We start from the raw sequence: 12,863 nt of genomic DNA on the forward strand, positions 1-12,863 counted from the left end.
ATGCGATCTGATGATGTTCCGCAAGGAAAACGGCAAGGTGAATGTCACCTCCCTGGTCGAGCGGGTCAGCCGGTTTACGGTTGCCATGCGCAATGAGGATCGGCACTCCGAGCCGATCATGGAAGCGCTGATCGCGGGGCTCGCCCCCTTGCCCGCCGAAGCACGCCAGTCAATCACCTTTGATCGTGGCACCGAGTTCTCTGCCTGGCGGCGACTGAAGGACGGGATTGGTGCCGCCACCTGGTTCTGCGATCCACAGGCGCCATGGCAAAAGGGAACGGTCGAGAACACGAATGGCAGGCTGAGAAAGCACCTGCCCCGCTCGACCGAGCCTACGGCTCTGACAAATCGATATTTGAGGTCGATTTGCCACCGCCTCAATTCCACGCCGCGCAAGTGTCTGGGCTTCCGAACACCCGCCGAGGTGTTCGAAAGCAACCTGATGGCCATCAGAAACAGACTGGAGTAGAAGAAAAACAACGATTTGCGCTTCGGCGTGAGTCCACACCCGGGGACGCGCTATCCTGAAATGCGACTTTCTGTGCTCAACAATGGGTTGAGCCATGAAAGGATCATAGAATGAAGGTTCGGTTCTCTCACCTTTCCCTTTCCGAGCGGCGCAAGATCGAGCGCTGGCGGCAGATGAAGCTGAGCCCTGACGAGATGGCGCGCAGGCTCGGCCGGCACCGCTCGACGATCTTCCGTGAGCTGAGGCGCAATCATTTCCACGACAGCGAGATCCCGAAGCTCAGCGGCTACTGGTGCGTCGTGGCGCAAGGCTATTCGGATGGACGGAGGACGCGACAGCGCAAGCTGGTGCGCGATCCTGGGTTGCGTGACCAGGTCGAGCGTTGTCTCCGATCTGGGTGGACCCCTGAGCAGATTGCCGGCCGGATGCGCTACGAGAATGCTCCGCGCCGGGTCTGCCAGGAGACGATCTATCAACACATCTATTCCCAAGACGGTCGTCGAGGTGAGTTGTGGCGCCACCTGCCCTCCGGCCGGAGGCGTCGGCGCGGCTACCGGCTGCGCAAGCGCCCGCCGCCCAAATTTGCGCCGGAACTCAGCATCTTGTTCCGCCCCGACGTCATCGCGCATCGCCGGCAGTTCGGGCATTGGGAGGCAGATCTGGTGCTGTTCCGGCAGAAATACGGGCCTGCCAATGTCACCACAATGATCGAGCGCACCAGCCGCTTCCTGGTCGCGCTGAAGAACGAGGAGAAACGCACCAAGCCGATCATGGCGCAGATCGCCCAAGCGCTCACGCCCCTGCCCCGACATGCCTGCCGATCGATCACCTTTGACCGTGGATCCGAGTTCGTCGACTGGCCGCATCTGCAGGCCGAGGTGGGCACGCAGACGTGGTTCTGCGAAGCACAGTCGCCGTGGCAGAAAGGTGCGGTCGAGAATGCCAACAAGCGGCTCAGACGCTGGCTGTGCCGCGACACCGATCCGAATACGCTCTCTCAGGACGAACTCCGTCAGCTCTGTGCCGGCCTCAATGCCACGCCGCGCAAGTGCCTGGGCTTCCGCACCCCCGCGGAGGTCTTCAAGGCCAACCTGCTCGGGCGCGGCTACAGACGCGAGAAACTCTCCCGGCAACCAAAGTCGCATTTGGGCTAGCGCGTCCAACGGCATGACCCGCGCCTTCCAGCAAGGACAGCTCAACCTGATGGGCAGCCTGATCGGCCTCAGAGAGCGCAAGCGACAGGAACAGGTGCCATGATCACGATGCACCGCTAGGTTCAACCAGCACGACAACTTCGGTGCCGACAAGATGTGATGCATTCCGTATGTTTCACCATAGCTTGCCCGCCCCGGCTGCGCGTTTCCGAAGGCAATAGAAAACAAACGCCACACCCCTGCGGGTTGCAGCCAGTGCCACACTGACCAACATTAGGCCAAATTCGACAACCCATGGGTGGAAAACAGGTAAAGAGGATGGCGGCATATCGAGTACGGTTCCTCCTGCAAAAGGCTTCGAAGCCGTGCGACTTTGATGTAAAGAAACAGATGCATGCTGCGCTCAACCAGGAGCTGACGTGAGCTGTTCCGACATCTCGTTTAAGGACACCTTATCTTCCACAGTTGCTGCACGCTTTCGGCGCGCTGAGCGCATAGAACGAGTGCAGAGGGGCACCGACGGGCGGGGCCATTGTCGCCTCTCCGTGCCAAGCATCAGCTGCGGGAAATGCATCGGCGCAGTCGAACGGGCGCTTGCCGAGTGTGATGGCGTCGTTGCCGCGCGTGCGAACCTGACGCTGCGACAGGTTACGATCACGCTGCGCGATCCCGAAACCGATCCTCTGCCGGCCTTGGAGACGCTCGAGGCGCGGGGGTATCCTGCCACGCTCCTCGACCCTGCCACTCCCGCTGATGCGACCGAAAGCGGTGTCGCCTCAAGCTTGCTTCGAAGCGTCGCCGTGGCCGGATTCGGCGCGGCCAACATCATGCTTTTATCAGTCTCGGTTTGGGCCGGGGCCGAAGGCGCTGCGCGTCAGGTGTTCCACATTGTGTCCGCGCTGATCGCGCTTCCCGTTGTCGCCTACTCTGGTCGGCCATTTTTTGGCTCGGCACTGCGTGCGTTAAAGGCAAGGCGCCTCAACATGGACGTGCCGATCTCGCTTGGCGTGCTCCTTGCCACAGGGCTGAGTGTCTTTGAAACCGCCATGAACGGCCGGCACGTCTTCTTCGATGCTGCGGTCGTGCTGCTCTTTTTCCTTCTTGTCGGCCGATACCTCGACCAGCTCATGCGGGCCAAGGCGCGCAGTGCAGTCACAAGCCTTGCTCGCCTCGCAGCCCGCGGCGCCATGCGCGAACTGCCGGACGGGACGACGACCTATCTCGCTTTGGATCAGCTTCAGCCCGACATGGTGCTGCGCATCGCCCCAGGAGAGCGGATCCCGGTGGATGGCTTCATCCTTGACGGCACCACCGACCTTGACCGCTCGCTGGTCACAGGCGAACATGCTCCCGTGCCGGCCGGCCCCAACGCTCCGATTGAAGCCGGTATCCTCAACCTGACGGGCGCGATCAGGATGCGCGTCACCCGTCCGGCAGAAAGTTCGTTTCTCGCCGAGGTCTCGCGCATGCTCGCCGCAGCCGAACAGGGGCGCGGCATCTATGTACGGATTGCGGACAGGGCAGCGCGCCTTTATGCGCCCGTGGTCCACCTGCTGGCGGCACTGACATTGGTGGGCTGGGTGCTCGCCACCGGCCGCTGGTATGAATCAATCTTCATTGCCATCTCGGTTCTCATCATCACTTGCCCCTGCGCGCTTGGGCTTGCCGTTCCCGTGGTGCACGTCGCCGCCGCAGGGCGCCTGTTCCGCGAAGGCATCATGATGAAGGACGGCTCTGCGCTGGAGCGGCTGGTGACAATCGACACCGCTGTTTTTGACAAGACCGGCACCATCACCACCGGAACGCCTGTTCTGGCCGGAGGCGGCCCTGTGTCGCCTGAGGAACGGGCCATCGCATCCGCGCTTGCCTCCCGCTCGCTTCACCCGGCATCAAGGGCGGTCGTGCTCGGCATCCCGGCCTCGCCTGCGGCGGTCGAGCAACTCCGCGAAACGCCCGGCTGCGGCATAGAAGCGGTGGTTGGCGGTCATCGCGCTCGTCTCGGGCGGCCCGACTGGGTTGCCGAAATTGCGACCGGTCACAGGACAGCGACCCAGACATTCGGCAGCGGCCCGGCCTTTGCGCTTGAGGGCGGTCCACTTTCCACCTTCACTGTCGCCGAGACGCTGCGGGACGGCGCGGCAGAGGCCATTGCGGCGTTCCGCGCAGCCGGAATACGCGTCGAACTCCTATCCGGCGATGGGCGAGAGGCGACGCAAACAATCGCCCGCGACATCCCCTTCGACAGGGTTGCCTGGGGCGCAACACCGGCGCAGAAGATCACTCGGCTGGAAGAACTTCGTGCGGAAGGCAGGCACGTCCTGATGGTCGGCGACGGCCTGAACGATGCTGCGGCACTTGCCGCAGCCCATGTTTCCATGGCGCCAGGGTCTGCATCGGACGCCGGGCGGCTCGCGGCAGATTTCGTCTTCACACGCGACGGTTTGGACGCGGTGACGGGCGCCTATGGGATCGCGCGACGAGCGGAGACGCTGGTCCGGCAGAACTTTGGCCTTGCGATCCTCTATAACTGCCTCGCGATCCCTCTGGCGGTGGCAGGACATGTGACACCGCTGCTGGCGGCGATCGCGATGTCGACCTCCTCCATCGTGGTGGTTGCAAACTCGATCCGCCTGGAACGCCTGCCTTTTTCCCGTCTCGCCAACCACCCCGCCCAAGAGACCGCCCAATGAGCGTCCTCGCTCTCCTGATCCCCACCAGCATCGTGCTGGGCTTGCTCGGCCTTGGCGCCTTCCTGTGGAGCATGCGCAGCGGTCAGTATGAAGATCTCAGGGGCGCGGCCGAGCGGGTATTGGACAGCGACGACAGGCCGCTTCCCGACTGCGCCAAGAACGACGACGAATAGGTTCTGCTCGTATTATTCCGGTCGGAAGAAGACGCTTTCGCCGCGGCTTATTCGGATGGCGCGGTAGCTGTGCCAGGTCGCGTGTCCCAGCAGCGGAAAGATCACGATGAGTCCCAGAAGACCCGTCAAAAGGGCAACGGCAAACAGCCCAACGACAATCGCCCCCCAATACAGCATGACGCTCAGGTTGCTCCAGACAAGCGTCATGCTGATGCCCATCGCGGTCAGCGCATCGGTCCGCTCCTCCAGCATCATCGGCATGGCAAAGACACCCACGGCAAAGGCGAAGGCCGCGAAGAGGCCGCCAATGATGCTTCCGGTGATCAACAGCGACCATCCGATCCAGGTCGTGAAGATCATCTGCAAAGCCTCGTCGAAGCCCGGGAACGGCCGCACGCCCATGTGCAGCGCGTAAAGCAGGAATGCAGCCCGCTGCCACAGCATGAACAACAGGAGAAGCAGCAAGCCGAGAAACACCGCCTGATAGCGCGAAGCGGGCCGTACGAAGATCATGCCTGCAAGACCAGTACGCTTGCCTTCTTCCAGCCGGCGGCTCTTTTCATAAAGACCGGTTGCGATCAGCGGACCAAGGACCAGAAATCCGCTCAGCGCCGGCAGGAAGAAGTAATCCACCTCGAACCGGAACATACCCCAGACAACAAAGGCCGAAAGGGTAAAAACTGCAAGCCCGTAGCACAGGCTGGGGATCGGGTTCATCCAGAGATCGCGCCAGCCCGCCTTCAGCCATTCAAGCGCCGTACTCTTCGGCAGATTTCGCGCCTTGAGATTGGGGCGCGGCAAGGGCGGCACGATCTTCGGAAGGACAGAATGGGATTCCATCGACATCTCCGTCAACAGGACGACTTGGCGGCGCGGTAGGTCGTGCCGCTGCCATCGGGCGCTTTCAGGTGCGGAACGCAACCGGGCTGAGAAGCGATCGAAACATGCACCAGGTGGATGTTCGCCGCAGCCACCAGCGCGGTTATTGCAACCGCCAGGGCGATCCAGAACCGGCGCGATCCGTGTCTGCTCGTTCCACTCATCGCGCGTTCGGCAGGATGTCGAGCAGATAAAGCGCGAGAATCTTGTTCTGCGCCTCGCTCAGCCGCCCCTCCCATGCCGGCATCCAGCCGCGCCGCCCGTCGTGGATCGATGTGAATATCGCTTCGTCGCTGCCGCCATAGATCCAGAAGTCGTCCGTCAGGTCCGGCGACCCGATCTCGTCCATTCCGGTCGCCTCCTCGCCATGACAGCTGGCGCAGTTCTCCTCAAAGATCGTCTGCCCTTCTGCGCGGACCTCCGGCCCTGGATCGGCCAGCCCGGATAGCGACTGCACATAGGCGGTCACCGTTCGGATCTGGTCCCGCGTCAGAACCCCCAGGTCGCCAAAAGCCAGCATTTCCGAAACCCGCGTGTCGGGATGGGTCGCGTTGATCCCCACGCGAATCGACTCGAGCACCGCCTCGTCGCTGCCGCCCCAAAGCCAGGAAGCGTCCGTCAGGTTGGGAAAGCCCGGTCCGCCCACGCCAAGCATTCCATGACAAGCGGCGCAGTTGTCGCCCCAAAGCGTCGGGGCACTTGCCACCACGACATCCATCAGCGCCTGCTCAACCCGGATTTCGTCCAGCGAAGCAGCCGACAGGTTCGTTTCCCAATATGCGCGGTATCTCTGCCCGGCCTGGATTTCCCCCTGGACAAGCTCCCGCTGGTTCACGCCCAGCAGTCCTTTCGTATAGGTCGTGACCAGCGGCCAGCTTGGAAGCAGGATCCAGATGATCAGCGCCCAGACATGGGTGATGCCGATGGCCCACCAGACCGCACGCGGCACGCGGGTGTTAAGCTCGGTGATCCCGTTCCATTCGTGGCCGGTCGTCTGGTGGCCGGTCAGCGGATCGCGTTCTTCTACCGACATGGGCCCTCCTCATCGTCAAGCACGCTTTTGGCAGCCCGGTCGAACCGTTTCCCGTTCGAGGGCCAGAGCGCGTAAAGCGTGACCAGCCCGGCCATCGCCATCAGGTAGAACAAGCCGAACGTCTTGGCGAAAGCGACAAGCGTGTCGTGGTCGATCTCCATTGCCCTACTCCTCCACAAGGGCCGGGGCGGTCGCGGTGATGTCGACCAGTCGTCCAAGCACCTGCAGGTAAGCGATGATCGCGTCCATCTCGGTGAGAACACCTGACTGGCCATCAAAGTTGCGGATCGTCGTCTCTTCGCCGTAACGCTCGATCAGGCCCTCGGCCAGCGCGCTGTCTGGCGCCACCTGTCCGCGTGCGTCGGCGACCGCATTGGCGATCATTTCGTCGGTATAAGGAACACCAACGCGCCGCAGCGCCTCAAGCCGCTGCGGCATGTCGTCGAGGTCAACATTCCGCCGCGCCAGCCAGCGATAGGCGGGCATGACCGAATCCGGAGTCACATCGCGCGGATAGTAAAGATGCGCAAAATGCCATGCATCCGAATACTTGCCTCCTACCCGCGCAAGATCCGGACCCGTCCGCTTCGAGCCCCAGAGATGCGGATGGTCGTATTTGGATTCAACCGCAAGCGAATAGGGGCCATAGCGATCCACCTCGTCGCGAAGCGTGCGGATCATCTGGCTGTGGCAGGTATAGCAGCCCTCGCGGATGTAAATGTCACGTCCGGCTTGCTCCAGGGGGGTATAGACGCGCATGTCGGGCACGTCCTCCACCGTCTCATCGATGGTGAACAGCGGCGCGATCTCTACCGCGCCCCCTATGCTGCCCGCGATGATGATCGCGATCGCCAGGCCAAGCGAGTAGCGCTCCAGCTTGTATTGCAACCCGAAGACGCCGTGGAAGAACTTGCGGAACGGCGTGAGAAGTTTCTTCAGCATGATCTTACTCCGCCGGAACGCCGCGTTCACCCGCCTCGTCGCGCACGGACACTGGATGATCACTCACGGAAGCCGCTGCCGGCGCCTGACGGATTGTCATCCAGAGATTGTAGATGCCGATCAGCGTGCCGACAAAGAACATTGTCCCGCCCACAGCCCGTGCGACGTAATAGGGATTCATCGCCAGAACGGACGCGATGAACGGATACTGCAGCGTTCCGGCGTCCGTGTAGGTCCGCCACATCAGGCCTTGCAGGATCCCGGAGTTCCACATTGCAAGCACGTAGACGACGGTCCCTAGCACGGCGAGCCAGAAGTGCCATTCAATCAGCCGGTTCGACCACATTCGTTCGCGCCGCCAGATCACCGGGACGGCCGCGTAGACCACCCCGAAGATCAGGATCGCGTTCCAGCCAAGCGCGCCGGCATGGACATGCGCGACCGTCCAGTCGGTGTAATGCGACAGCGCGTTGACCCCGCGGATTGCAAGAAACGAGCCTTCGAAGGTGGTCAGGCCGTAGAAGATCGCCGCCACCATCATGAACCGCAGTGTCGCATCGTCGCGCACCTTGTGCCAGGCGCCGTTCAGCGTCATCAGCGCGTTTGCCGCCGTGGCCCAAGATGGAACCAGCAGCATCACTGAAAAGGTCATGCCCAGCGTCTGCACCCAGTGCGGCAGCGCGGTATAGTGCAGGTGGTGCGACCCGGCCCAGACATAGAAAAACACGATCCCCCAGAACGACAGGATCGACAGGCGATAGGAATAGATCGGCCGCTCTGCCCGTTTCGGCAGGTAGTAATACAGCATGCCGAGGAAGCCTGCGGTCAGGAAGAACGCCACGGCGTTGTGGCCGTACCACCACTGCATCATCGCATCCTGCACGCCGGACCACACAATATAGCTGCGCGACCCCGCCCAAGAGACCGGGAGTGCAAGATTGTTGAAGATGTGCAGGATGGCCACAATCAGGATAAAGGCCATGTAGTACCAGTTGGCCACGTAGATATGCGGCTCATTCCGACGCGCGAGCGTGCGGAGGTAAAGGACGAAGTAGGTGATCCAGACCACCACCAGCCAGAGATCGGCATACCACTCTGCCTCGGCGTATTCCTTGGACTGGGTAACGCCCATCAGGTAGCCGCTGACCGCGATCAGGACAAAAAGCTGGTAGCCAAGGAGCACGAACCAAGGGCTGAACTGCCCGGCAAGGCGGGCCCGGCTGGTGCGCTGCATGACATGGAACGAGGTGGCGATAAGGGCCGTGCCGCCGAAGCCAAAGATCACGCCCGTCGTGTGCGCAGGGCGCAGGCGACCGAAACTTGCCCAAGGGGCGTCAATGGTCAGGTCCGGCCAGGCCAGCAGATAAGCGACCCAGAGACCGAAGAACATTCCGATCACGGCCCAGACCATCGCCAGGATGAGACCGACCTTGATCGGATCGTCGTAGTAGCTCCGCCCGGCATGGGGTGAAGGCTCCGGCTCGTCCAGGCGCGACAGCACCGGAAAGAACAGGGCCGCGCAGAAGAACAGGACAAGAAACCCGTGTGCCCCGAATGGTTCTCCTGCGCCCACCGCCGCCATCGTCAGACCGATGAGCCCTCCGATGAGCAAAACGACTAGGGCCAACTGGCGCTCCGCCACAGTCAGATTGTTAATCATGCTTGCTCCTGCGCTTCGCATCGTTGGCAGCATGGCAGATCATCGCGAAGCTGTGAACCGGGTGGTTCGACAAACCTGCAGTGACGCTGAACCGCCGTGGTTGGAGAGGTGGAAATGGTGTGTGGCATTAGAGTCGGCCGGCTCATGAAATCGGATGCTCATCAGCCTGCTCGTCGCCTTCGCCCTATCACAGAGCGGAAAGGGAAGCTGACAATACTTTACTGACTTTAAATATTCTCCCTCGCCTGCCCAGAAGAGGCTCCACTTGCGGACAGAGAAGGGAGCAAAACCATTCTACATTCAGCTGGACGAGCGCTGATCAGGCTACTGAAGCGGAGAGACAGACGAAAGACCTTCCGGCCAGCGCTGCTGCCGAGATTGCTCCGTCAGGCCACGAACAAATGCCGAAAGGCATCCGGGGTTCGGGCTGCATCCGACAGGCGGCACTTGTCCAGCACGGCCATGAAAGCTTCTCTGGCTTCAGAAAAGACGTCCGGCAGGCTGCATCCTTCGGCGATCCGGCAGGTGCTGCAATCGACAAGGCCATTGTCGCGTTCGGTATGTCGGACAACCTGACCTATGGTGATGTCCGCCGCCGGCCGCGCCAGCGCGAGCCCCCCGTGCCGTCCCCTGGTGGTCTTGATGAAGCCGGCAGCCCCTAGGTCCTGAATGATCTTCATCAGGTGGTTCTGCGAGATGCCATGGGCTTCCGCGATCTGCCGGATCGACACCCGCCCGCCATCATGGCCGGCAAGGTAGATCAGCGCACGAAGCGCATAGTCGGTGTAGCGGGTCAACTTCATCTTTTTACATTAGATGTATTTCCAATACCTGTATAGGGATCTATAGATGCATTATAAATGCATGATTAGGAGAAACTCATGCCGCGTCCCCTGTCGCAACAGACCATCGCCGTCGTGAAGGCGACGGTGCCAGCGCTGGAACAACATGGTTCCGTCATCACCGAAACGATGTATCGCCGCCTGTTCCGCAACGAAGACATCGCTGTGCTGTTCAACCAGGCCAATCAGAAGAGGGGCACGCAGCGCCTTGCCCTGGCGCAGGCCGTGCTGGCCTATGCCCAGAACATCGACAACCTGTCCGTTTTGGGCGCGGCAGTGGAACGGATCGCCCAGAAGCACATCGGCTATGCGATCCTGCCGGAGCATTATCCCTTTGTGGCCGAAGCTCTGCTTGGCGCCATGGAAGAGGTTCTGGGCGATGCAGCGACGCTGGACATTCTGCAGGCATGGGGCGAAGCCTATTGGTTCTTGGCAGAGCTTCTGATCGAACGCGAAGACGCCATCCGCACAGAGATCGAAGCAAAACCCGGAGGCTGGACCGACTGGCGCCGCTTCGTGGTGACGGAACGGAAGGTCGAGGCGGAGGGGATCGTCTCATTCATCTTGCGCCCCGAGGACGGCGGGCTTGTTGTCCCGCACCGGCCGGGGCAGTATCTGACCCTGCGCTTCGACGAGGCCGGCCTTGCGGGCGTCAAGCGGAACTACTCCATCTCCAGCAGTCCGAGCGACGAGGGCTACCGGATCACCGTAAAGCGAGAGCCGAACGGAGAGGCATCCTGTTTCCTGCATGATCGCGCGCCTGTCGGCACCATCCTTGAGGCCACGCCACCTGCCGGAGACTTCCATCTTGCCGAGGATCCGCAGCGTCCGCTGGTCCTGCTGTCGGGCGGCGTCGGCCTGACGCCCGTCGTCAGCATGCTGGAGGTGTTGGCAGAACAGCATCGCGATGTACCCGTCTTCTATGTCCATGGCACCAGCAGCCCGGCACATCATGCCCTTGATGCTCAGGTGCGGCTCGCTGCCGCCCGGCATGGCAATGTTTTGGTCGAAACCTTCTACGAGAGTGGCGCCGACAAGGGGGCAAATGCGGGCCGGATCACCATCAACTGGCTGCGGGCCAACACGCCCCTGGACAATGCGGAGGTCTATCTCTGCGGCCCCCGACCCTTCCTGCGCCACTTTGTTACGGGCCTGAAGGATGTGGGTATCCCTGCCAACCGCATCCACTATGAGTTCTTCGGCCCGGCCGACGAGCAACTCGCGACATAAAGAGCAGGAGCGGTGCCATGCCTCCCGGCTCTGCCACAAGGATCGCCTTCGACCAGGATCGTTTTGTCGTTGACGCGGTCGAGATTGCAGCACTTCTGGAGCTCGATGTGGCCAGCTTTCAGGCCCTCATGCGGTCCGGGAGGATCAGGAGCATTGTGGAACGAGGTGAAGGCGATGATGAAGGAAAGACCCGCCTGACCTTCCAGTCGCCTCAATGGCGGGTCCGGTTGACCTGCGGGCGCGACGGTAGTGTCTTAACGTCGACGCGCGTGCAGTTGGATGTGCCACGGGAGGAACTGCGGTCAGGCATGCCAGGGTCATGACGTCTTGAACGCGGCATCGCAGCCCGTTGATGCTATCTGATCTTTGGCTGGAAACCTGTTCAATGGCGGATGTCTCCGCCCTGCCCGACTGCCCGCCCCGTCGCGCCTGATGGACATTTCTGAATGGCGGAGAACGGGACATTTCTCGATGCTTGTAACAGGCGGCTACCTGCTCAGCATGACCCGCGCCTTCCAGCACGGCCAGTTTAACCTCATGGGCAGCCTGACCAGCCTCAGTGAGCGCAAGCGGCAGGAGCCAGCGTCGTGATCGGCCGCTTTACCTTCGCCCCGCTGCTGATGGTCCTGGCCTTCGCTCCTCCTCGTACTCAAATGCCGGCCATGCTTGAACAGGCGGCCGCGCAGCTCCCGCAATAGCAGGCGTCGCAGCAAGGTTTATCAAAAGCTTCGTTCGAGCCGTTCAGGTCGAATGTTCTTCTCTCTGCTTTGAAGCAGGAAGCCAGTCGCCTCGGATTCGACGTGGTCTCTGTCAGGCTCGATCTGCACTGCAAGACAGTAGATCAGAAGCAGATGTCGAAATCATGAAGCTGAAACGCAGCTGACTTGCCGTCACTTGCTGAGGCTATCTCGCGTTCATAAGGGGATCGTTCAGCGGACGCCTGATCTCCTTAGGGCAACCCTCTGTCCGGTGCTGCAAAACCTGATCAAGCTGAGTCTCGCATGATTGGTCCGAGAACTTTCTCAGTAAGGGGGCGATCAACGTTAGCGATTGCAGTCGACGGGCACCTTTCGAGAAACCTTGGTGCCCGTGCAAGATGTGGACGTTGCTACCTAGCCAGTTTCTTCAACGCCGCATTTGTGGCGGCCGTCACGGCGACGACAAGCGGAACGTCGAAACGCGGCTGGATGCGCATGGCAGGGGCTGACAAGGGACCGCCGCCCATGATGACGGCTTCCGCACCATCCTCGCTGATCGCTTCCTCTACCGCTTTGGCCAAGGCTGCATCGAGTTGCTCGGGCTTCTCAACGAGATCTTTTGGATCGCCGGGTGTGACGCGGACGCCCTTGTACTGCTCTGCGTAACCAAGATCCTCTGCTCTGGCTTGGAACGACTCTATCAACGCAGGATCCGGGGTGATTGTTACGATGGCAAACAAGCGACCGTCACGAGCCGCTTCGTGAAACGCCTCCTCACCGATGCCCACGACAACGGCATCCGGCAGCGCCTCGCGCAATTCGGCCAGGCCCGGATCGCTGAACGCGGAAACAATGAACGCAGCGGAGCCGTCGCTCATAGCCGCCTGCCGGCCGATCTCGACAACCCCGCTGGCGGCTTGGACCATGTCTTCAGGGGCGGTCAGAAGCCGTGGAGCTGCGTCGTTTGTCCGTCCCAGGATCCGAGCCTTTTCACCGGCAGCTTCTTGGGCAAGCGCCGTCATGCTTTCAGTGGCGGCGGCGTTCGAATTGGGGTTGATCAGGACAATGGCCGGCCTCTCGGCTGCGGCCATGT

Annotated in this window: 12 protein-coding genes; 5 read left to right on the forward strand and 7 right to left on the reverse strand. The window is 61.6% G+C overall.

The features are described from left to right. The 4 genes from AAIL68_RS14315 to ccoS form a co-directional block, all read left to right on the forward strand. Positions 1-469 (forward strand): IS30 family transposase (locus AAIL68_RS14315; RefSeq protein WP_347140431.1); only part of this gene is annotated, 469 nt, incomplete at its 5' end. A 110-nt stretch (positions 470-579) separates the two neighbouring features. Further along, positions 580-1,623 (forward strand): IS30 family transposase, encoded by a 1,044-nt coding sequence (locus AAIL68_RS14320; protein WP_347140432.1) that lies wholly within the window; start codon positions 580-582, stop codon positions 1,621-1,623. 419 nt (positions 1,624-2,042) lie between these two features. Next, positions 2,043-4,313 carry a heavy metal translocating P-type ATPase gene (locus tag AAIL68_RS14325; RefSeq protein WP_347140433.1) on the forward strand — a complete coding sequence of 757 codons (2,271 nt, stop codon included), beginning with the start codon at positions 2,043-2,045 and terminating at the stop codon, positions 4,311-4,313. Continuing rightward, entirely contained in the window at positions 4,310-4,486 is a 177-nt protein-coding gene (gene ccoS, locus AAIL68_RS14330) for a cbb3-type cytochrome oxidase assembly protein CcoS (protein WP_347140435.1), read from the forward strand. Before AAIL68_RS14325 ends, ccoS begins: the two co-directional genes overlap by 4 nt. 12 nt (positions 4,487-4,498) lie before the next feature. On the opposite strand, the gene AAIL68_RS14335 is transcribed toward ccoS, so the two are convergent. The 6 genes from AAIL68_RS14335 to AAIL68_RS14360 all read right to left on the reverse strand — a co-directional run bounded on the left by AAIL68_RS14335 (position 4,499) and on the right by AAIL68_RS14360 (position 9,803). After that, the gene (locus tag AAIL68_RS14335; protein ID WP_347140436.1) at positions 4,499-5,326 is read right to left on the reverse strand and encodes a DUF2189 domain-containing protein; all 828 of its coding nucleotides are present in this window, start codon (positions 5,324-5,326) and stop codon (positions 4,499-4,501) included. A gap of 199 nt (positions 5,327-5,525) precedes the next feature. Beyond that, a complete protein-coding gene (ccoP, locus tag AAIL68_RS14340) occupies positions 5,526-6,398 on the reverse strand; it encodes a cytochrome-c oxidase, cbb3-type subunit III (protein WP_347140437.1) in 873 nt (290 codons plus the stop codon). Beyond that, the gene (locus AAIL68_RS14345) at positions 6,389-6,559 is read right to left on the reverse strand and encodes a cbb3-type cytochrome c oxidase subunit 3 (RefSeq protein WP_347140439.1); all 171 of its coding nucleotides are present in this window, start codon (positions 6,557-6,559) and stop codon (positions 6,389-6,391) included. The genes ccoP and AAIL68_RS14345 overlap by 10 nt, the downstream gene beginning before the upstream one ends. A gap of 4 nt (positions 6,560-6,563) precedes the next feature. Beyond that, positions 6,564-7,340, reverse strand: coding sequence for a cytochrome-c oxidase, cbb3-type subunit II (gene ccoO / locus AAIL68_RS14350; protein WP_347140440.1), 777 nt, complete (start codon positions 7,338-7,340; stop codon positions 6,564-6,566). Positions 7,341-7,344: 4 nt separating this feature from the next. Next, positions 7,345-9,000 carry a cytochrome-c oxidase, cbb3-type subunit I gene (ccoN, locus tag AAIL68_RS14355; RefSeq protein WP_347140441.1) on the reverse strand — a complete coding sequence of 552 codons (1,656 nt, stop codon included), beginning with the start codon at positions 8,998-9,000 and terminating at the stop codon, positions 7,345-7,347. Positions 9,001-9,386: 386 nt separating this feature from the next. Then, positions 9,387-9,803 carry an Rrf2 family transcriptional regulator gene (locus AAIL68_RS14360; RefSeq protein WP_347140442.1) on the reverse strand — a complete coding sequence of 139 codons (417 nt, stop codon included), beginning with the start codon at positions 9,801-9,803 and terminating at the stop codon, positions 9,387-9,389. A gap of 78 nt (positions 9,804-9,881) precedes the next feature. Here AAIL68_RS14360 and hmpA point away from each other — a divergent pair, with 78 nt between their 5' ends. Further along, positions 9,882-11,072, forward strand: coding sequence for an NO-inducible flavohemoprotein (gene hmpA, locus AAIL68_RS14365; RefSeq protein ID WP_347140443.1), 1,191 nt, complete (start codon positions 9,882-9,884; stop codon positions 11,070-11,072). Positions 11,073-12,180: 1,108 nt separating this feature from the next. On the opposite strand, the gene AAIL68_RS14370 is transcribed toward hmpA, so the two are convergent. Continuing rightward, on the reverse strand, positions 12,181-12,861 hold the full coding sequence (locus AAIL68_RS14370) for an aspartate/glutamate racemase family protein (RefSeq protein ID WP_347140444.1): 681 nt from the start codon (positions 12,859-12,861) through the stop codon (positions 12,181-12,183). Positions 12,862-12,863: the final 2 nt, after the last annotated feature.

Origin of the sequence: Paracoccus sp. SSK6 (assembly GCF_039770665.1) — a bacterium.
In the GTDB taxonomy this organism is placed as follows: domain Bacteria; phylum Pseudomonadota; class Alphaproteobacteria; order Rhodobacterales; family Rhodobacteraceae; genus Paracoccus.